This is a genomic window from Pseudomonas sp. JV449 (assembly GCF_032424295.1).
Taxonomy (GTDB): Bacteria; Pseudomonadota; Gammaproteobacteria; order Pseudomonadales; family Pseudomonadaceae; genus Aquipseudomonas; species Aquipseudomonas marginalis.
Window position 1 is genome coordinate 236,510 of record NZ_VYKD01000014.1, and the last position, 25,349, is coordinate 261,858.

Below are 25,349 nucleotides of genomic sequence, written 5' to 3' on the forward strand. Positions count from 1 at the left end.
GTTATGTCGGGGAAAGAGCGTTCAGCATAGCCGAACGCTGGTTTATTGAAATGCAAATTCTCAGAACGGGCCGGCGCTTGCATGATCCGGGGCAGACACTCACTGCCCGAGGACCTGTACCTGATGAGCGCTACTGACTGGATCGGCCGAAGCGAAACCGCCCACGACCACCTGAGCCATAACCTGCTCAAACGCATTGCCGCCACCTTTGGCGAAGCCGTCCCCGAGCAGGGCGCGGTCCTGCCGCCGCTGTGGCAGTGGTGCTTCTTCCAGGACCCGCTGCCGGAAAGCGCCCTGGGCGGCGACGGCCACCCGGCCCGTGGCGGCTTCCTGCCGCCGGCGGATAACCGTAATCGCATGTGGGCCGGCGGGCGTATCGAATTCCTGCACCCGCTGCGGGCCGGCGAGGCGGCGACCCGCGTGTCGACCATCACCCAGGTCGAAGAAAAGACCGGCCGCAGCGGCTCGCTGTTGTTTGTCACCGTGCGCCATGACTATGCCCAGGACGGTCGCCTGGCGATCCGCGAAGAACAGGACATCGTCTACCGCGAGCCGACGCCGCCCAAGCCGGGCAGCGGCGAGGCCCTGGCCCAGGGCGAGTGGCAGGAAACCATCGACCCCACGCCGACCCTGCTGTTTCGCTACAGCGCCGTGACCTTCAACGGTCACCGCATTCACTACGACTACCCCTATGTCACCGGCACCGAAGGCTACGCCGGGCTGGTGGTGCATGGCCCGCTGATCGCGACCTTGAGCCTGCGCGCGTTTTGCCGCGCCCATCCCGAAGCCACCGTGCGGCGCTTTGCCTATCGCGGCGTGCGCCCGTTGATTGCGCCGCAGCCGTTCGCAGTGGGCGGTCGCATCAGTGAAACCGGGGCGGCGGCGTTGTGGGCCGGGAATACCGATGGCCTGGCGCAGACCGCTGAAGTGCATTTCGAATAAGCCAAGAACAACAGGCGGAGAGCCGTGAGATGAACCTGAATGACAACGAAGCACTCAATGCCATCCGCGACGGCGTGCGCGCCTTGTGCGCCGCATTCGACGCGGCCTACTGGCGCCGGATCGACGAAGAAAAGGGCTTCCCCGAAGCCTTCGTCAAGGCGCTGACCGACGCCGGCTGGCTGTCGGCGATGATTCCCGAGGAGTACGGCGGCTCCGGCCTGGGCCTGGCCGAAGCCTCGGTGATCCTCGAGGAGGTGAACCGCTGCGGCGGTAACTCCGGCACAGTGCACGGGCAGATGTACAACATGTTCACCCTGTTGCGTCACGGCAGCGAGGCGCAAAAACGCTTCTACCTGCCCAAGCTCGCCAGTGGCGAATTGCGCCTGCAATCCATGGCGGTCACCGAGCCCACCACCGGCACCGACACCACCAAGATCAAGACCACCGCGATCAAGCGTGGCGACAAATACGTGATCAACGGCCAGAAGGTCTGGATCTCGCGGGTGCAGCATTCCGACCTGATGATCCTCCTGGCGCGCACCACCCCGTTGGCACAGGTGAAGAAAAAGTCCGAAGGCATGTCGATCTTCCTGGTCGATCTGCGTGAGGCCATCGGCAACGGCCTGACCGTGCAGCCCATCGCGAACATGGTCAACCACGAGACCAATGAGTTGTTCTTCGACAACCTTGAACTGCCCCTCGATAGCTTGATCGGCGAAGAGGGCAAGGGCTTCAAATACATCCTCGATGGCCTCAATGCCGAACGCACCCTGATCGCCGCCGAATGCATCGGCGATGGCCGCTGGTTTATCGACAAGGCCAGCGCCTACGCCCGCGACCGCGTGGTGTTCGGCCGGCCCATCGGGCAGAACCAGGGCGTGCAGTTTCCGATTGCCGAAGCCCATATCGAAGTCGAGGCGGCCGACCTGATGCGCTGGCGCGCCTGTGCGGAATACGACAGCGGCGTGAATGCCGGCGCCAGCGCGAACATGGCCAAGTACCTGGCGGCCAAGGCGTCCTGGGAAGCGGCCAATGCCTGCCTGCAGACCCACGGCGGCTTTGGCTTTGCCTGCGAGTACGACGTCGAGCGCAAATTCCGCGAGACGCGCCTGTACCAGGTGGCGCCGATCTCCACCAACCTGATCCTGTCCTACGTGGCCGAGCACCTGCTCGAGCTGCCACGCAGCTTCTGAGGGCCTGCCCATGAGCCATACCCAAGCCCTGTGTCGGTTCCTGGCCGACCTGGCCTACGAGCAGTTGCCCGAACCCGTGCTGGCGCGCACCGAAGACCTGTTCCTGGATTGGCTGGCGTCCGCGTTGGCCAGCCAGGGCGCGCACCCGATCCCGTTGTTCGAGCGCTATGCCCAGAAGATGGGCCCGAGCAGCGGCCCGGCCCAGGTGATCGTCAATGGCACCGGCAGCAGCGCGTATTTCGCCGCACTGGTCAACGGCGCCTCGTCCCACCTGGTGGAACAGGATGACCTGCACAACAGCTCGGTGCTGCACCCGGCCACCGTGGTGTTTCCCGCTGCCTTGGCCGCCGCCCAGGACCTCGGTAAATCCGGCCGTGACGTGTTGCTGGCCTCGGTGGCCGGCTATGAGGCCGGGATCCGCATCGGCGAATTCATGGGGCGCTCCCACTACCGCATCTTCCACACCACGGCCACGGTGGGCACCCTGGCGGCGGCCGTGGCGGTGGGCAAGTTGCTGGATTTCAATCAGGACCAGTTCATCCATCTGCTCGGCAGCGCCGGCACCCAGGCCGCCGGGCTGTGGGAATTCCTGCGCGATGCCGCCGACTCCAAGCAACTGCACACGGCCAAGGCGGCCGCGGACGGTTTGCTCGCCGCGTACCTGACGGCGGATGGCCTGACCGGTGCGCGCAATATCCTCGAAGGCGACCAGGGCCTGGCGGCGGGTATGTCCACGGATGCCGAACCGAGCAAGTTATCGGCTGGCCTTGGTAGCCGTTGGGCGCTGCTGGAGACCTCGTTCAAGTTCCACGCGTCGTGCCGCCATACCCATCCGGCCGCCGATGCGTTGCTGGCGTTGATGCAACGCGAAGGCCTGGAGGCCGTCGATATCGCCCGTGTGGAAACCCGTGTGCACCAAGGCGCCATCGATGTGCTGGGGCGAGTAAGCGTGCCGACCAGCGTGCATCAGGCCAAGTTCTCCATGGGCACCGTGCTGGGGTTGATCGCCGTGCATGGCAAGGCCGGGCTCACCGAGTTCCATGAATCGGCGTTGACCGATCCCGCCGTCGCCGCCTTTCGCGACAGGGTCAGCATGACCCTCGACCCCGAGGTCGATGGCGCCTACCCGAAGCGCTGGCTCGGCCGCGTCACCGTCACCACGGTTGACGGCCGCACCCTGCACGGCGCCATCGACGAGCCCAAGGGCGACCCGGGCAACACCCTGAGCCGTGCAGAACTGGCGGATAAATTCCAGCGCCTCGCCCGGTTCAGTAACGCTCGCACACCGGCCCAGGCCGCCGCATTGATCGCCAAAGTCTGGGATGTGCGCAACGCCGCGTCCATGGCCCACTGGCTCTGAGGAACTGTCATGACTGACCCACGACCGCTGGACGGCATCACCGTTGTCAGCCTGGAACACGCGATCGCCGCGCCCTTTTGCACCCGTCAACTGGCCGACCTCGGCGCCCGCGTGATCAAGATCGAACGCCCCGGTGCCGGTGACTTCGCCCGTGGCTACGACGAGCGCGTGCGTGGCCTGGCCTCGCATTTCGTGTGGACCAACCGCTCCAAGGAAAGCCTCACCCTGGACCTCAAGCAGGACGACGCCGACGCCATCCTCGACAGCCTGCTGGCGGATGCCGATGTGCTGGTGCAGAACCTTGCACCGGGCGCGGCGGCGCGCATGGGCCTGTCGTTCGAGGCGCTGCATGCACGCTTTCCACGGCTGATCGTCTGCGACATTTCCGGCTATGGCGAAGGCGGGCCCTACGAGAAAAAGAAAGCCTATGACCTGCTGATCCAGAGCGAGGGCGGCTTTTTGTCGGTGACCGGTGGCCCGGGTGACGAGCAGATGGCCAAGGCCGGTTGCTCCATCGCCGATATCTCCGCCGGCATGTACGCCTACAGCGGCATCCTTTCCGCGCTGCTGTTGCGCGGCAAGACGGGGCAGGGCAGCCGCATCGACGTGAGCATGCTCGAAAGCCTGGTGGAATGGATGGGCTACCCGATGTACTACGCCTTCGACGGTGCGCCGCCGCCGCCGCGTGCCGGCGCGGCGCATTCGACCATCTACCCCTACGGGCCGTTTCCCACCGGTGACGGCGGCACGGTGATGCTCGGTTTGCAGAATGAGCGCGAATGGGCGGCGTTCTGCGACAAGGTGCTGCTCACGCCTGGGCTGGCGACGGATGAGCGCTTCGGCGCCAACTTCAAGCGCTCTGCCAACCGCGAGGCGCTGCGCCAGATCATCGTCGACAGCTTTGCCCAACTGGATGCCGAGGCCGTGATCCAGCGCCTGGAGGACGCGCAGATCGCCAGCGCCCGCGTCAACGATATGCAAGGCGTGTGGGACCACCCGCAGCTCAAGGCCCGCGACAGTTGGCGTGAAGTTGCAAGCCCTGCCGGGCCGTTGCCGTCGCTGTTGCCGCCGGCACGCAACGGGGCGTTTACCCCGCGCATGGACGCCGTGCCGGCGCTGGGGCAGCACAGCCAGTGCATCCTCGAGCAGCTCGGTTACTCCGGCGATGCCATCGACAGCCTGCGCGCGCGCGGCGTTATCTAATAAGGAAGTCCGTTATGCCAAACCCTCTTGTGCGCTCTGCGCTGTTTGTTCCCGGCAGCCGACCGGAGCGATTTTCCAAGGCGCTGGCCAGTGGCGCCGACGCCGTGATCGTGGATTTTGAAGACGCGGTGGAAGAGCCGCTCAAGCGCCAGGCGCGGGATAACCTCGGGGCGTTCCTGCAAAGTCACCCGCAGGCCCGGGTGTGGGTGCGCATCAACGCGCCGGAACATGCCGAGCATTTTGAAGATGTGGCGTTCTGCAAAGCCCACGTCAACGTGGCAGGTGTGCTGTTGCCGAAAGTGGAAAGCGCGGCCCAGGTGGCGGTGGTCGCCACGGCGGGCAAGCTGATCTGGCCGATTATCGAAAGCGCACGCGGCTTGCTGGCGCTGGCCGACATCGCCCAGGCGCCGCAGGTCGAACGTCTGTCATTCGGCGGCCTGGACCTGGCGCTGGACCTCAACTTGAGCAGCAACTCCCCGGCCGCGCAGTTCGCCCTCGACCAGGCACGCCTGGCGCTGATCGTGCATTCCCGCGCGGCTGGCCTGGTGGCGCCACTGGATGGCGTGCACCCGGCCATCGACGATCCTGAAGGCCTGCGCCGTTCGATCCGGCATGCCTATGAAATGGGCTTTGCCGGCGCGTTGTGTATCCATCCCAGGCAGGTGGCGGTGATCCATGAAGCGTTGGCGCCCAGCGCCGCCGACCTGGCCTGGGCACGGCGGGTGGTTGACGCCGGGGCGCATGGGGCGGGGGCTTACCAGATTGATGGGCAGATGGTGGATGCGCCGGTGTTGTTGCGGGCGCAGCGGTTGCTCGCACAGTTATAGCTGACGGAACCGAATCAAATGTGGAGGGGGGAACTGCATTTTTCTTGAGGTTGGTGTTCGGCGTGGCCGAACGCAGGTATCAAAAATTCGAAATTCACTACACGCGTCATATCAGGCACCTTGCCCTACAACACAACAATAAGAAGGTGATTTTCCATGCTCAAGCTTTCTCGGGCGCTGTTCTGCGCCGCCACCTTGTTTGCCGCGGGCCTGGCCCAGGCGGCGGACCCGATCGTGATCAAGTTCGCCCACGTGGTCGCTGAAAACACCCCCAAGGGCCAGGGCGCGTTGCTGTTCAAGAAGCTCGCCGAAGAACGCTTGCCCGGCAAGGTCAAGGTCGAGGTGTACCCCAACTCGTCACTGTTCGGCGACGGCAAGGAAATGGAAGCCCTGCTGCTGGGCGACGTGCAGATGCTGGCGCCGTCCCTGGCCAAGTTCGAGCAATACACCCGGCAAGTGCAGATCTATGACCTGCCGTTCCTGTTCAACGACCTGGCCGCCGTCGACCGCTTCCAGGCCGCCGAGGGCAAGCAACTGCTGACCTCGATGCAGAGCAAGAACATCCTCGGCCTGGCCTATTGGCACAACGGCCTCAAGCAACTCTCCGCCAACAAGGCACTGCATGAACCCAAGGACGCCCGTGGCCTGAAGTTCCGCGTGCAGGCCTCCAGCGTGCTGGAGGAGCAGTTCAAGGCGATCCGTGCCAACCCGCGCAAGATGAGCTTTGCCGAGGTGTACCAGGGCTTGCAGACCGGCACCGTGAATGGCACCGAGAACACCTGGTCGAACTATGAAAGCCAGAAGGTCAACGAAGTGCAGAAGTACTTCACCGAATCCAACCATGGCCTGATCGACTACATGGTCATCACCAATGCCACGTTCTGGAACGGCCTGCCGCCGGACATCCGCGGCACCCTGGAGCAGGTCATGGTCGAGGTCACCGTCGAGGTGAACAAACAGGCCGAAGCGCTGAACCAGTCGGCCAGGCAGAAGATCGTCGAGGCCAAGACCAGCGAAATCATCGAGCTGACCCCCGAGCAACGCCAGTTGTGGCGCGAAGCGATGCGGCCGGTGTGGCAGAAGTTCGAAGGGGAAATCGGGGCTGATCTGATCAAGGCGGCGGATGCCTCCAACCATTGAATCCGGTTTCCGCCCTGACATCTCATTTGCTTTCGCGAGGTTTTGCCATGCAAACGCTAAGGCGCGTCTGGGAGCACCTGGAGGAAGGCTTTATTGCCTTCCTGCTGGCGGCCATGACCCTGGTGACATTTGTTTACGTCATGCTCAACAACATCTACACGCTGTTCTTTGCCCTGTCTGACAAGTGGGCGTGGAGCAGCACGTTCTTCGGCGCGCTGGGCGACCACACCATGACCTGGGCCCAGGACATGACCTGGAGCGTGGCGCTGACCAAGGCCATGTTCGGCTGGCTGATTTTCTTCGGCATTTCCTATGGGGTGCGCACCGCCGGCCACCTGGGGGTGGACGCGCTGGTCAAGCTGACCCGGCGTCCGGTGCAGCGCGTGCTGGGCATGCTCGCCTGCCTGTGCTGCCTGGCCTATGCCGGGCTGTTCATGGTCGCCAGCTACAAGTGGGTCAGCGCGGTGATGACCGCCCATATCGGCGCCGAAGACCTCGACCAGTTCGGTATCGACGTGGGTGACATTGTGATCATCGTGCCCATCGGTTTTGCCCTGGTGTTTATCCGCTACCTGGAGATCTTCTACCGCATCTTTACCCGCCGTCAGGTCGGGTTGGGGCTGGCTGACGAGGCCGGTGAGGCCAGCAAATTGGCAGGCAGCCATGGGGAGCGTCACTGATGGCCGTGCTCTGTCTGTTCCTGCTGTTGTTCGTGTTCATGTTCCTCGGCGTGCCGATTGCCATTGCGCTGGGTTTGTCGGGCGCGGTGTCGATCCTGATGTTCAGCCCGGACTCGGTCAGTTCCCTGGCGATCAAGCTGTTCGAAACCTCCGACGCCTATACCTTCCTGGCGATCCCGTTCTTCCTGCTTTCCGGTGCGTTCATGACCACCGGCGGCGTGGCGCAGCGGCTGATCGACTTTGCCAACGCCTGTGTCGGGCATATCCGTGGCGGCCTGGCGATTGCGGCGGTACTGGCGTGCATGCTGTTTGCGGCGCTGTCCGGCTCATCCCCGGCGACGGTGGCGGCGGTGGGTTCGATTGCGGTGGCGGGCATGGTGCGCTCCGGTTACCCGAAGGAATTCGGCGCGGGGATCATCTGCAACGCCGGCACCCTGGGCATCCTGATTCCGCCGTCGATCGTAATGGTGGTGTACTCGGCGGCGACGGAAACCTCGGTGGGCAAGCTGTTCATGGCCGGGGTGATCCCGGGCTTGCTGCTGGGCCTGATGCTGATGGTGGCGATCTACATTGTCGCGCGCATCAAGAAGCTGCCGGCCCAGCCACGGGCGACGTTGGGTGAATGGCTGGGCTGTGCGCGCCGCGCCTTCTGGGGCCTGTTGCTGCTGGTGATCATCCTCGGCGGCATCTACAGCGGCATGTTCACCCCCACCGAAGCGGCGGCGGTGGCGGCGGTGTACTCGGCCTTTGTGGCGTTGTTCGTCTACAAGGACATGAAGCTGCGCGACTGCCCCAAGGTGCTGCTGGAGTCCGGGCGCCTGGCGATCATGCTGATGTTTATCATCGCCAATGCCATGCTCTTCGCCCATGTGCTGACCACCGAGCAGATCCCCCAGGAAATCACCGCCTGGGTGCTGTCCGAGGGCCTCACGCCGATTGGCTTTTTGATCATGGTCAACGTGGTGCTGCTGATCGCCGGCAGTTTCATGGAGCCTTCGGCCATCGTGCTGATCCTGGCGCCGATCTTCTTCCCGATCGCCATGAAGCTGGGCATCGACCCGATTCACCTGGGCATCGTGATGGTGGTCAATATGGAAATCGGCCTGGTGCACCCACCGGTGGGGCTGAACCTGTTCGTCACCTCGGCGGTGACCGGGTTGACGCTGGGGCAGACCATTCGTGCGGCGTTGCCGTGGCTGATGATCCTGTTGGTGTTCCTGATCATGGTCACGTACTTGCCGTTTATCTCGCTGGCCTTGCCGCACTGGTTGGGGATGTAGCGCGGGTCAGCAAGTGACTCACTGTAGGAGCGAGGGGGACGCCTAGTTCTTGCTCGCGAAGAACTCAGGGCCACCACGTTTATCGAGAATGAACGCGTTGCCTGGGCGTTTTTCGCGAGCAAGAACTAGGCGTCCCCCTCGCTCCTGCAAAGTGTCTTAACTGACTGGTATTGGGGCTTGCCCCTCCCACATTGGTTTTGCGTCAGGCTCTATTGGTCCAGTGCACTCAAGATTGCATGGGCGACCTTTACCCGTTCGGCATTCGGGTAGTTCTTGTTCGCCAATATCACCACGCCCACTCCCTTGCTCGGCACGTACGCCACGTAGGCGCCAAACCCATTGGTGGAGCCGGTCTTGTTCACCAGGGTGTCGGCGTGGGGCGCCTGGGGCGGGGTCAGCCAGTTGACCGCGTGCGGTTCCATTGCCATGGGTGTGGAGTTGCCGGCCATCAACCCATCGAGCGGGATGGGGTAGGGGTACATTTCCCAGCCCAGGCCCTGGGTCATGCCGTCCACGCTGTAGTAACCCGTGTGAGTCACGCTGATCGCCTGCTGCAGGGTTTTATCCAGCGTCGCCGGGTGCATGTTCGCGTCAACGTACTTCAGCAAGTCCGCAGCGCTGGTCTTGATGCCGTAGGCCTCGCTGTCCAGGGCGCCGGGGCCGACGCGTACCGGTTTGCCATCTTTGCCATAGCCTTGGGCGTACAGGCTCATCTGGCTCTGCGGCACCTTGATGAAGGTGTGCTTGAGCCCGAGTGCGGGCAACAGGGTTTTTTCCATCGCCTGATCGAACGGCTGCTTGAGGCTCTGCGCCGCCAGGTAGCCGAACAACCCCAGGCTCGGGTTGGAATACAGGCGCTGGGTGCCAGGGGCGAAGTCGGGTTGCCAGTGCTGGAAGTAGCTGATCATGCGCTGGCTGTTATCCGCATTGGCGGGGAATTGCAGGGGCAAGCCGCCGGCGGTGTAGGTGCCGAGGTTGAGCACGCTGATGTGGTCGAACTTGCCGCCGCCCAGTGCCGGCAGGTAATGGCTGGCCGGGTCGGAGAGCGTGAGTTTGCCGCTGGCTACCGCGTAACCGGCCAGGGTCGCGGTGAAGGTCTTGCTCACTGAACCCACTTCGAACAGGGTGTTTTCGCTGACCGGCTGGCGGGTATCGGTGGCGGCGATTCCGTAGTTAAAGTATTGCGTCTTGCCGTCCCGCACCACGCCGACCACCAGGCCGTTAATCGACTGCTGCTGCATCAGCGGTTTTACATTGGCATCCACCACCGCCTGCAGGTCGGTGGACGCCAGGCAGTTGCCGGCGGCGATAAACACCGCGAGGGCGGTTAAATTACGCACGCCAGACAGTAAATGTTGGGGCATGATAACGCTTCCATGAGAATGATCGATTGAATAAAGAGCCTGCGCGGGCGAGGCAAATGTAGGCCGTTCGCCGGTCCTGGGCAAACGATGATATCTCGCAGCAGTCATTAGAAATATTGGGGTCAATATGCTCCGCTCCCACTTACCGTTGAACGCCTTGCGCGCCTTCGAAGCGGCCGCCCGGCATTTGAGCTTTACCCGCGCCGCCATTGAGTTATGCGTGACCCAGGCGGCGGTCAGCCATCAGGTCAAGAGCCTGGAGGCGCAGCTCACTGTCACCTTGTTCAAGCGCCTGCCCCGCGGGTTGATGCTCACCCGCGAGGGCGAAACCCTGCTGCCGGTGGTGCGCGAGTCGTTCGACCGCATTGCCCACACCTTGGGTCAGTTCGAGGGCGGGCATTACCGCGAGGTACTCACCGTGGGCGCGGTCGGCACCTTTGCCGTCGGCTGGCTGCTGCCACGTCTGCCGGACTTCCAGAGCCGCTACCCGTTCATCGACCTGCGCCTGTCCACCCATAACAATCGAGTCGACGTGGCTGCCGAAGGCCTGGATTACGCGATTCGTTTCGGTGCAGGTGCCTGGCACGGCACGGATGCGCTGGAGTTGCTGGAAGCGCCGCTGACGGTACTGTGTGTGCCGTCACTCGCCGCGCAGTTGCACACGCCGGCCGACCTGTTGAAACACACGCTGCTGCGCTCCTACCGCGCGGATGAGTGGAGCCTGTGGCTTCAGGCCGCCGGGCTGCCCGCCGACACCCTGGTACCGCGCAGCATCGTGTTCGACTCGTCGCTGGCGATGATGGAGGCTGCGCTGCAAGGCAGCGGCGTGGCGCTGGCGCCGGCGATGATGTTCTCGCGGCAACTGGAGAGTGATGTGATTCGCCAGCCCTTCGACGTCGGCATCACCACTGGCAGCTACTGGCTGACGCGCTTGCAGTCGCGGGCCGAGACCTCGGCGATGCTGGTGTTCAAGGACTGGTTGCTGGGGGAGGGTGGGAGTGTCTGAGTTTTCTTGGAGCATAAAGAAACATTAAGGTGGTGATGGTCAATGTGGGAGGGGCGGTGCGACGATTCGACTTGCCCCCGATAGCGGCGGGTCAGTTACCTCAATTGTTGCTGATACACCGCAATCGGGGGCAAGCCCCCTCCCACATGTTGACTGCATTCAGGCCAGGTATTTGCGGAACCAACCCAGTGTCCTTTCCCACGCCAGATTCGCCGCCGCCTCGTCATAACGCGGTGTCGAATCGTTATGGAAACCATGGTTGGCGCCCTTGTAGATATACGCTTCATAAGTCGTGCCGGCGGCCTTCAGGGCCTTTTCATACGCCGGCCAACCCTCGTTGATCCGCGTATCCAGCTCGCCGAAATGCAGCATGATCGGCGCCCTGATGCGCGGCACGTCCTTGGCTTCCGGCTGGCGCCCGTAGAACGACACCGCCGCGCCCAGTTCCGGGTACGCCACCGCCGCCGCATTGGTCACGCCGCCGCCATAGCAGAAGCCGGTGATGCCAACCTTGCCGGTGCTGCTGTCGTGGTGCATCAGCCATTCGATGGCGGCGAAGAAGTCGTTCATCAGCTTGGTCGGGTCGACTGTCTGTTGCAGCGCCACGCCTTTTTCATCGTTGCCGGGATAGCCGCCCACCGAGGTCAGGCCGTCCGGCGCGAGGGCGATAAACCCGGCTTTGGCCAGGCGCCGGGCGACGTCTTCGATGTAGGGGTTGAGGCCACGGTTCTCGTGGACCACCACCACGGCCGGCAGCTTGCCGGTGGCCTTGGCCGGGCGCACCAGGTAGCCACGCACGGTGCCGTTGCCCTTGGGCGAGGGGTAGGTGATGTAGTCGGCGACGATGTCCGGGTCGGTGAATTTCACCTGTTCGGCCAGGGCATAGTTGGGGCTCAGGGCCGCCAGCAGGGCCGAGGCGGTGAGGCCGCCAAAGGTGAACAGCGCCGCGCGGTCGAGAAATTCGCGGCGGTTGAGCTTGCCGTGGGCGTAGCCGTCGTAGAGTTCCAGCAGTTCGGGGGCAAAGTCTTTCGCGGTGAGACGAGTCATCGGTTCGGTCCTCGATTAGCGGTGCCAGTCAATGTAGACCAGGATCAGCTGTCACGGCCATGGGCGGCCGCAGCCAGTTCGCGGGTGTCGACGCGCACGAACAGCGAATCGCCGATGGCCGTGAGCACCGCGCCGGCGTACACCTCGCAGACCACGCGGCTTTTGCGGCCCACTTCGCCTTCGACCCGCGCACGCAAGGTGAGCGGAGCGCCCATGGGGGTCGGCTTGATGAATTTGATCCCCAGGTTGCCGGTGACGCAGTCGATGCGCGGCAGGCTGCCGGGTTCGCGCTGTTCGGCACGGTAGTGGTAGGCCATGGCGGTCCAGTTGGAATGGCAGTCCACCAGCATGGCGATCAAGCCGCCGTAGACCAGGTCGGGCCAGCCACTGTATTTTGCCTCGGGGTGATGTTCGGCGATGAGATGGACACCATCGGCATCCCAGCGGCTCTTGATATGCAAACCATGCGGGTTACTGCCGCCGCAGCCGTAGCAGATGCCTTCCGGCGCGGTGATGTCCTGTAGAGAAGGGGTGGGCATGCAGCGTCCTTATTGGTGTGAGCGACTAGTCTGTTTAGCAGGACAGGCACCTGATGGGAATACATCCATTTTTTGCGGAGCGTGGCATGAAGCGTCGAATTCTCCCGTTGGTCCTGGTCCTGGGTGCTATCGGCTGTGCCCAGGCGGCGGAATACACCGACGTCAATCGCACCGCCAGCCAGATCAGTTTTACCTATAAGCAGTTGGGGCAGCGGGTGTATGGCACCTTCGGCGACTTCGAAGGCACGCTGAGCTTTGACACGCAAAAGCCCGAAAGCGGACATGCCTTGCTCAAGATCCAGCTGGCGAGTATCGATGCCGGCAGCCCCGATGCGAACGACGAGCTGCAACGGGCCTCGTGGTTCGATACCGCGACCTATCCGGTGGGCGTCTATGAGTCCACCGCTGTAAAGGCCCTGGGGGATAACCGCTTCAACATCAGCGGCACCCTGACGATCAAGGGCACCACGCGCCCGGTGGCGGTCAACGTGGTGCTCAAGGAGCTGGATGGCATCGGCGTGTTCGACGGTGAGTTCATCCTCAAGCGCGGCGACTTCAGGATCGGCGAAGGCGAATGGGCCGGCAACAGCGTGGTGTCCGACGACATCAACATCAAGTTCAAGATGGTCGCGCCCCAGCGTTAGCGCGCGAACCGCTTGGCCCCGGCCACGCAGCCGATCACCGCGACCGTCACCAGCAGCATGCCCAGGCTGACCTGTTCATGCAGCAAGCCCGCTGCCAGCGCCAGGCCGAAGAACGGTTGCAGCAGTTGCAACTGTCCGACGGCGGCGATGCCACCCTGGGCCAGGCCGCGATACCAGAACACAAAGCCGATCAGCATGCTGAACAGCGACACATAGCCCAGGCTCAGCCAGGCCGGCAGGCTGATACCGCTGACGCTCGACGGCGCCAGCACCAGGCTCAACGGCACCACCACCGGCAACGACACCACCAGCGCCCAGCAGATCACCTGCCAGCCGCCCAGGCTGCGCGACAGTTTGGCGCCTTCGGCATACCCCAGGCCGCACACCAGCACCGCCAGCAGCATCAGTACGTCACCCGCCGGTGCGGCGCTCAAGCCCTGGGCGAAGGCGTACCCCATCACCAGCGCACTGCCGAGGATCGAAAACAGCCAGAACACCGGGCGTGGACGCTCGCCGCCACGCAGTACAGCAAACACGGCGGTCGCCAGCGGTAGCAGGCCGATGAAGACGATGGAGTGCGCGGAGGTCACGTATTGCAGCGCCAGCGCGGTGAGTAACGGAAAGCCGATCACCACGCCGAGGGCGACGATTGCCAGGGGCATCCATTGCTGGCGCGCGGGGCGTTGCTCCTTGAACAGCCCCAGCAAGGCCAGCCCCAGCAGCGCGGCAATGGCGGCGCGGATCATGGTCAGGAACACCGGGTCGAATTCCATCACCGCCAGGCGCGTGGCCGGCAGCGAGCCGCTGAAGATCACCACGCCGATAAAACCGTTGATCCAGCCTTGGGTGCGGGTGTCCAGGTTGCTGAGGGGGGCTGTACGTTCCATATGGGTGTCCGAAAAGGATGAGTTGCGTGGCAGGCATCCTAGGGTTGAAGATAAAGACAATCAAAAAATTGTCATGGATACATCGCTATGCCCCGCGCCCGCTACAAGTCGTTGGTCGACAGCTTCGCCGAGGCCATTCGCTCAGGCAGCATGCCCCCCGGTACGCGACTGCCGACCCACCGCCAACTGGCCGCCGAACATGGCCTGGCGCTGGTCACCGCGAGCCGGGTGTACGCCGAGCTGGAGGCCATGGGCCTGGTCAGTGGCGAGACAGGCCGAGGCACCTTTGTGCGCGAAATCTCGCTGCCGCCGGGGCAGGGCAGCGGGCAGATGAGCGTGGCGGCGGGCATGCTCGATCTGAGTTTCAACTACCCGTCCTTGCCGGGCCAGGCCGACTTGCTGCGCACCGCATTGCGCCAGTTGGCGCTGTCCGGCGACCTTGAAGCGCTGCTGCGTTACCAGCCCCACGCCGGTCGCCTGCATGAGCGCGCCGCTGTCGCGCGGCACCTGTTGAGTCGAGGGCTGACGGTCGAGGCCGAACAGGTGCTGGTGGTCAGTGGCGCCCAGCACGGGTTGGCCGTGACCATGATGACCTTGCTCAAGCCCGGTGATGTGATCGCCGTCGACGCCTTGACGTATTCGGGGTTCAAGGTGCTGGCCGAGACCCTGCACCTGGAGATCGTCGCCATCCCGGTCACCGCCGACGGCCCGGACCTGGACTACCTGCACAGCCTGTGTCGCAAGCGCCCGGTGCGTGCCGTGTACAGCATGCCGACTTTGCATAACCCGTTGGGCTGGGTGCTGAGCCTGGCGCAGCGCGAGCAGTTGGTGGCGGTTGCCCGTGAGCACAACCTGATGATCATCGAGGACGCGGCCTACGCGTTCCTGGCCGAGGACGCGCCGCTGCCCGTGGCCAGATTGGCGCCGGAGCGCACGGTCTATGTGGGCGGGCTGTCGAAAAGTGTCGCGACCGGCCTGCGCGTGGGGTTTATCGCTGCCCCGTCGGGTTGGGTCAAAGCACTGGAACGCACCATCATGGCCACCACCTGGAACGTGCCGGGGGTGATGAGTGCGATTGCGGTGGCCTGGCTCGAGGATGGCACCGTGGCGCAACTTGAAACCCACAAGCGCCAGGATGCGCGGGCGCGGCAAGCCTTGGCCGCGCAGGTGCTCAAGGGGGTGGCCTACACCAGCCACCCGTCATCGTATTTCTTGTGGCTGCCCCTGGCGGAAGAGGCCCGCGCCGATCAAGTCGCCATGACCTTGCAGCGCGACGGTATTTCCGTCTCCACCGCCGAGCCCTTCGCCGTCTCGGCCCACGTGCCCCATGCGTTGCGCCTGGCATTGGGCTCGGTGGACATGCCGGCGCTGCGCGAGGCGTTGGTGACGGTGCGCAAGGTGGTGCAGTGGTGAGCCCGATGGCCCACCGCTAGCCATCAGAATTTAAACGCCTGGCGACCGATCAGCAGCCAGTGGCCTTTCTGTTTTTGCCAGATCTGGAAGTTCTCGATTTCGGTGGGCACTTCCTTGCCGCTGTTCACCGCCAGGGCGGAGAAGTGGTTGCGTACCAGGGCGGTATCGCCACTCAGGGTGATGGTCTGTTTCTGCATTTCCAGGGTCTTGAAGCCGCTGCGCCCGGTCTCGATATCGGCAATGAATTCCTGCTTGTTCTGGATCTTGCCGCTGGAGTGGCCGTAGGTGAGGTTCTCGGCGGTCAGGCTCTGGAGCTGCTTGAGGTCTTTATGCAGCATGGCCTGGGTGAGGTGGTCGACCGCTTGGGCGACGTCTTTGTCGGCGGCAGGGGCGGCGGCCACATAGCCGCTGAACAGGCACAGAAATCCGATCAGCACTTTGACGTTTTGCATGGGTGTTTCCTTATTGTTGTTGGGGAGGTGTACGGGCAACACGTTACTGAATATGTTGTCGTACAACATTGCAATAGTCGAAGGGCTTTTGGAAAGTAAAATTTGGAATATTTGCGCAGTGCCTTACGTTGTAAAGGGTGGTTGAAGTCTTCAATCTTGTACGATGTCTCATCACAGGTTAAAACTAGTCTCCCGTCTAACAATAAAATAACGGAGATACCCATGGATTTTCCCCCTTCGCCTGCCCGCTCCGAACACAGCCGCCGGGTCTTTCTCCAGCGATCCCTGGCGGTTTCCGCGTCGGTGGCGGTGCTGGGCAACCTGCCTCGCCTGGCAGACGCGGCCGAGCCCTTGAGCCAGCGTTATCCAGACCCCCTGATCAAGGTGCTCGACGACAGTTTCCTCGAGCTGCGCCTGTTCAATGCCAGCGTTGAGCGCCTGGCGACCGGCCTGCGCTGGGCCGAAGGACCGGTGTGGATCGGCGATGGCCGCTACCTGCTGCTCAGTGATATTCCCAACAACCGCATCGTGCGTTGGGATGAGGTGACCGACAGCCTGTCGGTGTACCGTGAAAACGCCAACTTCTCCAACGGCATGTGCCGCGATCGCCAGGGCCGCCTGCTGGTGTGCGAAGGTTCGACCACTTCTGGCGAGGGGCGGCGCATCACTCGCACCGAACATAACGGTAGCATCACGGTGCTGGCGGACAGCTTTGACGGCAAACCCTTCAACTCGCCCAACGACATCGTGTGCAAACGCGATGGTTCGGTGTGGTTCAGCGACCCGCCATTCCAGACCGGCAACAACTACGAAGGCCACAAGATCACCCCCACCCAGCCCCATGGCGTGTATCGCATTGACGCTGACAGCGGCAAGGTCACGCGGGTGATCGACGACCTCAACGGTCCCAACGGCCTGTGCTTTTCGCCGGATGAAAAGACCCTCTACGTGGTGGAAGGGCGCGCCAAGCCCAACCGACTGATCTGGGCGATTGACGTCAAGGACGACGGCACCCTGGGCGAACGGCGCAAGCATATCGAAGGCCTCGAATACGCAGCGCTGGACGGCATCAAGTGCGACGAGAGCGGCAATCTCTGGTGTGGCTGGGGCGGCAATGGCGACCCCAAGGCCGACCTGGAAAAGCTCGACGGCGTGCGCGTGTTCAATTCCCAGGGCAAGGCCATCGGGCATATCTCGCTGCCGGAACGCTGCCCCAACCTGTGCTTTGGCGGCCGCGAAGGCAACCGCCTGTTCATGGCCGGCAGCCATTCGATCTACGCGTTGTTCGTCAATACGCGAGGGGCGGATTTCGCCTGATAGGCGCTGAAAAAAATCCACTGTCAGCGCCGGTTGGCCGGCGTTCACAGTGGCTATTTAGCGCTATGCTGCGTGCTCCTGAAACATCAGAGCGTTACGCAAATGGACTTTGATTGGCACAGCGCCCCTATCACCCGCAGCACGCCTGTCACTTCACACTACAAAAACACCCAGAACGTACGCCGTTTCATGCGTGAGCACTGTGGCGCGGGGTTCACGTTCGACCGGCCTTTCATGGCGTGGATTCGCAACGCAACACCCAAGACAATGGGCGACGTGGTGGATGAGTGGCAGCGTCGCAACGAGGACTCCCGAGCATGACACCGGATGAAAAATACCAAGCCGTGCAAAAACGCCTCGGCTATCAATTGGATGAATTCAAAGTCGGCGGCAACTACACGCCGCTGGTGCGCGACGGCAACCATCTGTACATCAGCGGGCAGATCCCGCGTGTCGGCGACACGGTCATGCTGCCGGGTAAGGTCGGTGACACCTTGACCCTGGCCCAGGCACAGATCGCCGCCGGCATCAGTGCATTGCGCTGCCTGGGCCTGCTCAAGCAGGCGCTCGGTTCGCTGGATCGGGTCAAGGCCATCCCGCGTATCACCGTGTATGTACGCAGCGCCGAGGACTTCGATCAGCAGAGTGAAGTGGCCAACGGCGCCTCGGACCTGTTGCACGAGATCCTCGGCGGTGCCGGGGTGCATTCGCGCACGTCGGTGGGGGTGATGCAACTGCCGAAGTCGGCGGCGGTGGAAATCGACATGGTCGCGGTCGCGCACGACTGATGGTCAGCCAAGGTCTGGTCGTCCTGCTCAACTACGGCCTGCACCTGGCGCCGGGCTTGCTGCTGTTTGGCCTGTGGTTCGGGTTGACGCCCAAGTCGTTGCCGGCCATGCGCATCCTGATTTTGCTCGCGGCGTTCGTGCTGATGCGCGATGTGATGACGCCCCTGGGCATGTGGGCGCTCAGTGACGACGTGCAAATCGCCTTCACCGCGAATGCCTTTGTATTGGCGGCGCTGGGTGGCCTGTCGGTGCTGCTGGCCGTAGTGTTGGTCCGGGTGGCGCCGGAGTTGTGGCGCCTGGTGGTATGGACCCGGGGCCACCGCGCCCTTGGCCTGGCGGTGGGGCTTGCGGTCGGTTGCCTGATCGGTGTGCCGTTGCGGCTCTATCAAAGAATAGAGCCGCACGCGATCCCCGGCTACTGGGTGTGGCTGCCGGGCATGGTGGTGTTGGCCTATGGCGCCAATGCGCTGGAGGAAGTGTTGTTTCGCGGGTTTTTGCAGGGCTACCTTGAACAGCAGGTGACACCGCTGCGAGCGGCGCTGATCAGTGGCGTGGCGTTTGCCGCCTGCCATGCCTTCCTGGCCTTGAGCGTGACTCAACTGGGCTGGCCGGTGTTGCTGTTTACCCTGATCGAAGGGCTGGCCTGCGCACTGGTGCGCATGCGTCATGGCGTGTTGGCGGCGACGGCCTGCCATGGCACGGCAATCCTGCTGATTGCGGTGCCCTATATGGCCTGACTTGAAATGCGGTTAGAACTGTGGGAGGGGGCTTGCTCCCGATTGCAGTGGGTCAGCCACCGATGCATCAACTGACACGCCCTCATCGGGAGCAAGCCCCCTCCCACATTTTTTACCGAGTACACCAGCCCCAACTCCAATTGGCTCCAAGGCCGAAAAAGCCAGAGCAAAAGCAGCCCGAGATCTACCTGATATATGCAGTTCCAAATGTGGGAGGGGGCTTGCTCCCGATGGCAGTGGGTCAGCCACAGATGCATCAACTGACACTCCCTCATCGGGAGCAAGCCCCCACACTTAACCGAGTACACCAGTGACAACTCCGGTCGGCTCGAAGACTGCAAAAGCCAGAGTAAAAGCAGACCGAGATCTACCTGATATATGCAGATCCAAATGTGGGAGGGGGCTTGCTCCCGATGGCAGTGGGTCAGCCACAGATGCATCAACTGACACGCCCTCATCGGGAGCAAGCCCCCTCCCACAGTGAATCAGTTAGTTTGTCGCCAGCGGCGGCGTACGCGGCGGGATCAGGCGTTTGCTGCCGGTGGCTTCATACGCCGCCGCAAACCGCAGCAATGCCGAATCATCGTAGGCGCGCCCGGCAAAGGTCAGCCCGACCGGCATGCCGATGTCCGCCATCACGCCCATGGGCACGGTAACGGTAGGCACGCCCAGGTGGCGGATGGCGAGGTTGCCGTTGGCCACCCACACACCGTTGCTCCAGGCAATGTCCGCACTGGCTTCGTTCACATCGGCATCCGCAGGGCCTACATCGGCCACGGTGGGGAACAGCACAGCGTCGAGGCCGAGCTTATCCATCCAGTCTTCCAGGTCGATCCGCCGGGTTTGCTCCAGGCCGCGCAGGCCATCGGGGACGGTGCTGATCTCGTTCCACGGGGTGATGCCACGCTCGGCCATGCGCACGTACTCGTCCATGCCGGCGGCCAGGTCGTCTTCACGGTTGGGCAAGGTGCCAGGGTCGTGGGGGAAGATTTTCGGCCCGTCCACATCGGCCAGGCGGTTCAGGGCCGGGTCGTTGTTGGCGCGCAGGAAATCATCGAAGGCCCAGGCCGACAGTTCCCACAGTTCATCGTGCAGGAATTCCTTGGACACCAGGCCACGGGTAAACACGGTCGGCGCGCCTGGGCGGTCGCCTTCGCAGTTGGACACCAGTGGGAAGTCGACCTCGATGACTTCGGCACCGGCGGCTTCCAGCGCCTGGCGTGCGTCTTTCCAGAGGTCGATCACGCTGGCACGGGTGTTGATCTTCTGCCCGGTGGGGCCGCCGATGCCGGGCTTTTCGCTGGTGCCGGCCTCGGGGTCGGCGTTGATGTACATGCGCGGCACGCCGAAGCGTTTGCCGGCCAGGGATTCGGCCGTCGCCGCCAATTCAGGGTAAGACGCCGGGCGTACCGAGGCGACGCTGGGGATCGGCACCCACGGCTGCAGGCGCCACAGGTCGCCACGGGTGTGCGGGTCTTCAGCCACTACCACGTCGAGCACTTCCAGCAGGTCGGCCATGGTGCGGGCGTAGGGAACTACCACGTCCATGGTCGGGGTCAACGGCCAGTTGCCGCGCACCGAAATCACCCCACGGGACGGGGTGTAGGCGCACAGGCCATTGTTGGACGCCGGGCCACGGCCGCTGGACCAGGTTTCTTCCGCCAGGCCGAAGGCGGCAAAGCTGGCGGCGGTGGCGGTGCCGGCACCATTGGATGAACCGGAGGCGAACGGCGCGGTGAGGTAGTCGGCGTTATACGGGCTTTCCGCGCGGCCATACACGCCGCGCTGCATGCCGCCATTGGCCATCGGCGGCATGTTGGTCTTGCCCAGGCAGATGGCGCCACCGGCGCGCAGGCGCTCGATGGTGAACGCATCGCGCTGGGCGACCAGCTTGGCGAAGGCCGGGCTGCCCGAGGCGGCGGTCAGCCCCTTGACCAGGTAGCTGTCCTTGGCGGTGTAGGGAATGCCATCCAATGGCCCCAGGGTTTCGCCCTTGGCCCGACGTGCATCGGAGGCTTGGGCTTCCTTGAGGGCGTCGGGGTTACGCACGACGACGGCGTTGAGGGCGGTAGCGGTCTGCGGACCGTCGTAGGCATCGATCCGCGCGAGGTAAGCCTGCACCAGTTCAACGGCTGTGGTCTGGCCGGATTCGAGCGCCGCGCGCAATTGGGCAATGGAGACTTCGGTAACTTGCATGACGTTTTCTTCGCCGCCTTAAGTTGAGGTATGGCGGCAGTCTACGTACAGATATTTCACAAAACCAGTGCGGCATTTTCCCCATGGGCGGCACGCATCACCTGCCAGGTGGCGTCGTCTGCGGGAATCAGATGTTCGATACGCAGGGAGGCGAGGGTGATGTCCTGGGGCATGCCGAAGGTGGTGAAGGTGGACAGAAAGCTCAGCTCGCCCTGGCTGGTATGCACGCGGGTCAACACCAGCGGCGGCATTTCAGGCGGCGGCGTGGTGTGGGCGGGGGCGGGCAGGCTCGCCAGTAGAGCGGCCAGCACAGGGTTGTCCAGCGCCTCGCGGCTTGCCCGTTGCCAGGCCAGGGTGCGGATTTCTTCGGCGTTGACCAGGTGGTCGCCCAGGCCGCCGGGTTGCAGCAGGGTGGTCAGCAGGTTCAGGCCTTCCAGCGGCGGCGTGACCCCCGCCAGTGCCAACAGCGCGCCGGTACTCGCATTCGCCGCCAGCACTTCCCAGTGGCTGCCCAGCAGGATCGCCGGGGCCGGGTTGTTGGCGTGCAGGACATGGCTGACCGCCTCGCGAATTGCGGCCATGGCCGGGGAGGCGAGCGGGGTAGCGGTATAGCGGGGCGCGAAGCCGGCGGCGAGGAATACGCGGTTGCACTGCTCCAGCGGTGTTTCCAGTGCGCTGAGCAGGTGATTCAACGTACCTGGGCTCGGCTTGGCGCGGCCGGTTTCGAGGCAACTGAGGTGGCGCTGGGACACGCCGGTGATCAGGGCCAGGTCAAGTTGGCTCAGACCAGCCTGTCGGCGTAGCTGGCGCAGATGTTCGCCGGCAGTAGCGGGGTTATCCATGGCGTGACTATGACCTCCGAGGTCATTGCGAGGGGGCAACCTTATCACTAGGGTGGGCCTCGATCACGTCAAGGAACAGACCATGCACAAACCTTATCTGGCCCTCGCCGCTCTGCTGGGTTTTTCGCTGTACACCCTGTTCACGCTGCTCACGGCCGAGCAATCGTTGCTGGCCTTCGGACGAGAGTTGATATCGCGCCCGGACACCGCGCAGGTCGTCATCGACCTGTACCTGATGGCCGTACTGGCCTGTGTGTGGATGTACCGGGATGCACGGGCGCGGGGGCGGTCGCTGGCGTCGGTGCTGCCGTACTTCTTGCTGACGGCGGTGTTCGTGTCGGTGGGGCCGTTGCTGTATATCGTCGTCAATGGGGTTGTGCGACGCGCAGAACGTCAGGACTGACGGGTCTACTTGTGGCGAGGGAGCAAGCCCCCTCGCCACGATGAAGTTTATGGGTTGAGGAATGCCTGGTAGTTGTCCTTGGTGATCTGCTGATAAGGAATGGTCAGCTCGGCGTCATACGGCTGTTTCTTGACCATCTTCACCGCCAGGTCAATGGAGCCCACGGCCTGCCCCTTGTTGTCCTGATACGCCGTCACCAGCAACTGGCCTTTCTTCACTGCGTCCAAACCGGCCGCGCCGCCATCGCTGCCGGCCACCAGAATATCCTTGCCGGGCTGCATGCCGGCCTGGCTGATCGCCATGGCCGCGCCAATCGCCATTTCATCGGCATTCGCCGCCACGGCGTCGATTTTGCGCCCGGACACGATCCAGTTGTTCATCAGGTCAATTGCCTTGCTGCGCTGCCATTCGGCACTCTGCTCCTCGACGATCTTTATACCTGGATAGTCCTTGAGCACGTTCTTGACCCCCAGCGTACGGTTGTGGGTGGCGTTGTTGGACAGCAGCCCGAGCATGATCGCCAGGTTGCCTTTGCCGCCCATTTTCTCGGCCAGGTAGCGCATCTGGATTTCACCGGCCTTGATCTCATCCGAGCCGACATAGCCAACCCCTGGCGGTACTTCCTTGAACTCGGGGCGGCGGTTGACGTACACCAGCGGGATCCTGGCCTGTTGGGCATTGACCGTCATTTTCTGGGTGGCGGCGGTGTCTACGGCGTTGACGATAATTGCGTCCATGCCCTGGGCGGTGAAGTTCTGCACCTGGTTAAGCTGGCGCACCACGTCGCCCTGGGCGTCTTCGAATTGCAGGGTCACGCCGGGCAGTTCCCGGGCGTGGGCGGCCATGTAGTCACGCATTTGCGCGAGAAATACGTCGTCGACCTGGGCGATGCTCACGCCGATCCGTATATCGGCCAGCGCCCAGGGGGTGATGGCGAGGGTCAAGAGTGCCGCAAGGAGTTGCTTCTTCATGGTTGTGCTCCGTTGTTTTTGTTGTTGTTAAAACATCACGCCTGGCGCTTGGCCCGCAGTTGCGCCACGGCCGCGGCGAAGTCCTCATACGCCCAGCGTTCGTCGAGGGCCTGCAGCATGAGTTGCTGCCCGGTTTGCGGGGCCAGGCCCTGCAAGGGTGGGTCGGTGTCGAGGTTGGTGGGGAAGGCATAGCCGTCGGCGGTGCAGGCCACCACCGCTGCAATCGCCTGGGCATCCAGGGCCGTGTTGGCCAGCAGGACCGGGTACACCGCCAGCATCATGCGGTCGCGGTCGAGGGCTTCCATGGGCTTGCCGAAGGCCGAGGAGATTTGCAGCAGGTTGGCCATGCGCTGGTGGCCGGCCGTGCGGTTGGTGCCGGCGGCGTGGAACAGCGCCGGGTTGAAAAACAGCAGGTCGCCCTTGTCCAGCGCCAGTTGCACGGCGTGCTGCTGGAAGTGCTCGATAAATTCGGGGCGCCGCCAGGCCAGGTAACCCAGGGCGTATTGCTGGGAAAACGGCAGCAACTGGGTGGGGCCGCTTTCCAGCGGCATCGCCGAGTGGGCCACTGCGCCCTGCAACGTCAGGTACTGGGACAGCACATGCAAGGGCAGGGGAAAGCGCTCCACCACCTCAGTGGTCTGGAAGCCCAGGTGATAGTCGCGGTGCGGCTGTTGCGCCTGGCCGCCGGGGTGCACCACGTTCACTTGCGCCGTTACCTGATAGCTCGGGCCCAGCCATGCCTCGGCGATCAGCCCCAGCAGCGGGTTGGCGTAATACTCCACAAAGGATTGCGGCGACTGTAGCGCGGCCTTCTGCAATGAATTCCAGATACGCCCGTTACTGCCGGCCTTGGCAAAATGGTCGGCGGCCACGCCTTGGGCGGCCTCCTGGGCAAAGATCGCCTCGAACACCTGGCTGTGGCGATCCACCACTTCCAGGTCCTCATAGGCGCGGCGCACCACCATCACGCCCGGTCCATCGCGAAACAAACGGTGCAGCTCATTCATCACCGTGTGGCGGTCGCTGTTGCGCAAGGTGCAGGCCTGATAGACCGGCACGTTGCCGAGCACTTCCGCAGCCAGGGGATAGTCCTCGGCACGCGCCTGTTGCGCGCAAATCCGCTTGAAATCCTCAATGCGTACATCCTGCAGTGTCACAAATGCCGACATTACTCACCTCCCAGGCTCAGGGCATTGAAGGGCTGCGGGCTGCCGCTGTCGGTGCAGCCGACCACGCCTTGCTCCAGGTCGATCACCGCGCCGGTCATCATCCCCGACTCGCGCGACAGCAGGAACGCCACGCTTTGCGCCACCTCTTCGGGCTTGAGCAGGCGGCCGAACGGCTGCGCGCGTTCCGCCTCAGCCAGCCAACCGTCCTGGGCGCCGTGGTACTGGCGCTGGATCTGATCCTCATGGGGCGTGTCCATCCAGCCGATGTTCAGGCCGTTGACGCGGATCCGGTTGCGCAGCGCACTGAACGCCACGTTCCTGGTCAGGATCGCCAGCGCACCTTTGGACGCCGCATACGCGCAAAGGAACGATTGACCACCATGCCCGGTGATGCTCTGGATGTTTACCACGGCGCCTTCCACGCCCTGGCTGATCATCAATTTCAACGCGTCCTGCATCAGGAAAAACGGCGCCCGCACATTCACCGCCATCAGCCGATCGAACAGCTGCGGCGAGGTGTCGACAATGGTGCCGCGGTCCGACATCCCGGCGCAGTTCACCAGGCCATGCAGGGTGCCGAAGTGGGTGCGCGCGGCCTCGATGATCGCGCGGCAATCCTCGACCTGTTCAAGGTCGGCCTCGACAAAAAACGCCTGGCAATCCAGCTGCGCCAACTGCCGCACCTGTTCTTCGCCCTGGGCGCGGCGCCGCCCGCAAATGATCAGCCCGGCGGCGCCGCGTCGCGCCAGGGTGTGGGCCACGGCGGCGCCCAGGCCCTGGGTGCTGCCGGTGACGACAAAATATTGGCCGTTGAACGTACTGGCGAGGTCGGCTTGAGGCATGGGGTTCTCCTGGATTGTTGTTGTTTTGATTGCCCGGCTCGACGCCGGACAAAACTGAGACTAGCATTGCAAAACCTCAGTAATACCTAAAAAAGACCTCATAAACA

At 63.5% G+C, this 25,349-nt stretch carries 26 protein-coding genes; 16 read left to right on the forward strand and 10 right to left on the reverse strand.

What is annotated here, in order from left to right; translation table 11 throughout:
• Nucleotides 1-123 precede the first annotated feature (123 nt).
• The 8 genes from F6S08_RS13635 to dctM all read left to right on the forward strand — a co-directional run bounded on the left by F6S08_RS13635 (nucleotide 124) and on the right by dctM (nucleotide 8,625).
• Nucleotides 124-942, forward strand: coding sequence for a MaoC family dehydratase N-terminal domain-containing protein (locus tag F6S08_RS13635; RefSeq protein ID WP_065948315.1), 819 nt, complete (start codon nucleotides 124-126; stop codon nucleotides 940-942).
• 29 nt (nucleotides 943-971) lie between these two features.
• Entirely contained in the window at nucleotides 972-2,135 is a 1,164-nt protein-coding gene (locus F6S08_RS13640; protein ID WP_315871724.1) for an acyl-CoA dehydrogenase family protein, read from the forward strand.
• A 10-nt stretch (nucleotides 2,136-2,145) separates the two neighbouring features.
• Complete coding sequence (locus F6S08_RS13645) at nucleotides 2,146-3,495, forward strand: MmgE/PrpD family protein (protein ID WP_315871725.1); 1,350 nt, start codon at nucleotides 2,146-2,148, stop codon at nucleotides 3,493-3,495.
• 9 nt (nucleotides 3,496-3,504) lie between these two features.
• Nucleotides 3,505-4,698 (forward strand): CaiB/BaiF CoA-transferase family protein, encoded by a 1,194-nt coding sequence (locus tag F6S08_RS13650; protein ID WP_315871726.1) that lies wholly within the window; start codon nucleotides 3,505-3,507, stop codon nucleotides 4,696-4,698.
• A gap of 14 nt (nucleotides 4,699-4,712) precedes the next feature.
• Entirely contained in the window at nucleotides 4,713-5,525 is an 813-nt protein-coding gene (locus tag F6S08_RS13655) for a CoA ester lyase (RefSeq protein WP_315871727.1), read from the forward strand.
• 156 nt (nucleotides 5,526-5,681) lie between these two features.
• Complete coding sequence (locus F6S08_RS13660) at nucleotides 5,682-6,665, forward strand: TRAP transporter substrate-binding protein (protein WP_065928022.1); 984 nt, start codon at nucleotides 5,682-5,684, stop codon at nucleotides 6,663-6,665.
• Between the two features lie 47 nt (nucleotides 6,666-6,712).
• Nucleotides 6,713-7,345, forward strand: coding sequence for a TRAP transporter small permease (locus F6S08_RS13665; protein WP_065928023.1), 633 nt, complete (start codon nucleotides 6,713-6,715; stop codon nucleotides 7,343-7,345).
• On the forward strand, nucleotides 7,345-8,625 hold the full coding sequence (gene dctM, locus F6S08_RS13670; protein ID WP_065928024.1) for a C4-dicarboxylate TRAP transporter large permease protein DctM: 1,281 nt from the start codon (nucleotides 7,345-7,347) through the stop codon (nucleotides 8,623-8,625). Before F6S08_RS13665 ends, dctM begins: the two co-directional genes overlap by 1 nt.
• Before the next feature lie 209 nt (nucleotides 8,626-8,834).
• Here dctM and ampC read toward each other — a convergent pair whose 3' ends face one another.
• A complete protein-coding gene (gene ampC, locus F6S08_RS13675; protein WP_315871728.1) occupies nucleotides 8,835-9,989 on the reverse strand; it encodes a class C beta-lactamase in 1,155 nt (384 codons plus the stop codon).
• Nucleotides 9,990-10,116: 127 nt separating this feature from the next.
• Here ampC and F6S08_RS13680 point away from each other — a divergent pair, with 127 nt between their 5' ends.
• A complete protein-coding gene (locus tag F6S08_RS13680; protein ID WP_137212550.1) occupies nucleotides 10,117-10,995 on the forward strand; it encodes a LysR family transcriptional regulator in 879 nt (292 codons plus the stop codon).
• Between the two features lie 159 nt (nucleotides 10,996-11,154).
• Here the strand turns inward: F6S08_RS13680 and yghX are convergent, their stop codons facing one another.
• A complete protein-coding gene (yghX, locus tag F6S08_RS13685) occupies nucleotides 11,155-12,042 on the reverse strand; it encodes a YghX family hydrolase (RefSeq protein WP_065928028.1) in 888 nt (295 codons plus the stop codon).
• 44 nt (nucleotides 12,043-12,086) lie between these two features.
• Nucleotides 12,087-12,581, reverse strand: a complete 495-nt coding sequence (locus F6S08_RS13690; RefSeq protein ID WP_315871729.1) for a PaaI family thioesterase — start codon at nucleotides 12,579-12,581, stop codon at nucleotides 12,087-12,089.
• Between the two features lie 86 nt (nucleotides 12,582-12,667).
• Between F6S08_RS13690 and F6S08_RS13695 the strand changes: the two genes are divergently transcribed.
• Nucleotides 12,668-13,225: a YceI family protein gene (locus F6S08_RS13695; RefSeq protein ID WP_315871730.1), complete on the forward strand. Its 558-nt coding sequence runs from the start codon at nucleotides 12,668-12,670 to the stop codon at nucleotides 13,223-13,225.
• Here F6S08_RS13695 and F6S08_RS13700 read toward each other — a convergent pair.
• Entirely contained in the window at nucleotides 13,222-14,112 is an 891-nt protein-coding gene (locus F6S08_RS13700; RefSeq protein WP_065928030.1) for a DMT family transporter, read from the reverse strand. The genes F6S08_RS13695 and F6S08_RS13700 overlap by 4 nt on opposite strands.
• Nucleotides 14,113-14,199: 87 nt before the next feature.
• On the opposite strand from F6S08_RS13700, the gene F6S08_RS13705 reads away from it, so the two are divergent.
• Nucleotides 14,200-15,525, forward strand: a complete 1,326-nt coding sequence (locus tag F6S08_RS13705) for a PLP-dependent aminotransferase family protein (RefSeq protein ID WP_315871731.1) — start codon at nucleotides 14,200-14,202, stop codon at nucleotides 15,523-15,525.
• Between the two features lie 23 nt (nucleotides 15,526-15,548).
• Here the strand turns inward: F6S08_RS13705 and F6S08_RS13710 are convergent, their stop codons facing one another.
• Entirely contained in the window at nucleotides 15,549-15,977 is a 429-nt protein-coding gene (locus tag F6S08_RS13710; RefSeq protein WP_024075865.1) for a nuclear transport factor 2 family protein, read from the reverse strand.
• A 222-nt stretch (nucleotides 15,978-16,199) separates the two neighbouring features.
• Between F6S08_RS13710 and F6S08_RS13715 the strand changes: the two genes are divergently transcribed.
• From F6S08_RS13715 to F6S08_RS13730, 4 genes are all read left to right on the forward strand, one after another.
• Nucleotides 16,200-17,294, forward strand: coding sequence for an SMP-30/gluconolactonase/LRE family protein (locus F6S08_RS13715; protein ID WP_074846959.1), 1,095 nt, complete (start codon nucleotides 16,200-16,202; stop codon nucleotides 17,292-17,294).
• Between the two features lie 102 nt (nucleotides 17,295-17,396).
• Entirely contained in the window at nucleotides 17,397-17,615 is a 219-nt protein-coding gene (locus F6S08_RS13720) for a DUF6434 domain-containing protein (RefSeq protein WP_065928033.1), read from the forward strand.
• Nucleotides 17,612-18,082, forward strand: a complete 471-nt coding sequence (locus tag F6S08_RS13725) for a RidA family protein (protein ID WP_065928034.1) — start codon at nucleotides 17,612-17,614, stop codon at nucleotides 18,080-18,082. Before F6S08_RS13720 ends, F6S08_RS13725 begins: the two co-directional genes overlap by 4 nt.
• The gene (locus tag F6S08_RS13730; RefSeq protein ID WP_315871732.1) at nucleotides 18,082-18,819 is read left to right on the forward strand and encodes a CPBP family intramembrane glutamic endopeptidase; all 738 of its coding nucleotides are present in this window, start codon (nucleotides 18,082-18,084) and stop codon (nucleotides 18,817-18,819) included. Before F6S08_RS13725 ends, F6S08_RS13730 begins: the two co-directional genes overlap by 1 nt.
• A gap of 489 nt (nucleotides 18,820-19,308) precedes the next feature.
• On the opposite strand, the gene F6S08_RS13735 is transcribed toward F6S08_RS13730, so the two are convergent.
• Both F6S08_RS13735 and F6S08_RS13740 read right to left on the reverse strand, forming a co-directional pair.
• Nucleotides 19,309-21,015: an amidase gene (locus F6S08_RS13735; protein WP_315871733.1), complete on the reverse strand. Its 1,707-nt coding sequence runs from the start codon at nucleotides 21,013-21,015 to the stop codon at nucleotides 19,309-19,311.
• Between the two features lie 56 nt (nucleotides 21,016-21,071).
• Entirely contained in the window at nucleotides 21,072-21,857 is a 786-nt protein-coding gene (locus F6S08_RS13740) for a helix-turn-helix domain-containing protein (protein ID WP_315871734.1), read from the reverse strand.
• Between the two features lie 82 nt (nucleotides 21,858-21,939).
• On the opposite strand from F6S08_RS13740, the gene F6S08_RS13745 reads away from it, so the two are divergent.
• The gene (locus F6S08_RS13745; RefSeq protein WP_065948254.1) at nucleotides 21,940-22,260 is read left to right on the forward strand and encodes a DUF2834 domain-containing protein; all 321 of its coding nucleotides are present in this window, start codon (nucleotides 21,940-21,942) and stop codon (nucleotides 22,258-22,260) included.
• 47 nt (nucleotides 22,261-22,307) lie between these two features.
• On the opposite strand, the gene F6S08_RS13750 is transcribed toward F6S08_RS13745, so the two are convergent.
• From F6S08_RS13750 to F6S08_RS13760, 3 genes are read right to left on the reverse strand one after another with little or no spacing between them, the layout of a single operon-like run.
• Nucleotides 22,308-23,231, reverse strand: a complete 924-nt coding sequence (locus F6S08_RS13750; RefSeq protein WP_065928039.1) for a sugar ABC transporter substrate-binding protein — start codon at nucleotides 23,229-23,231, stop codon at nucleotides 22,308-22,310.
• A 35-nt stretch (nucleotides 23,232-23,266) separates the two neighbouring features.
• Nucleotides 23,267-24,400: a phytanoyl-CoA dioxygenase family protein gene (locus F6S08_RS13755; protein ID WP_065928040.1), complete on the reverse strand. Its 1,134-nt coding sequence runs from the start codon at nucleotides 24,398-24,400 to the stop codon at nucleotides 23,267-23,269.
• Nucleotides 24,400-25,242, reverse strand: a complete 843-nt coding sequence (locus F6S08_RS13760) for an SDR family oxidoreductase (protein ID WP_065928041.1) — start codon at nucleotides 25,240-25,242, stop codon at nucleotides 24,400-24,402. Before F6S08_RS13760 ends, F6S08_RS13755 begins: the two co-directional genes overlap by 1 nt.
• Nucleotides 25,243-25,349 lie beyond the last annotated feature (107 nt).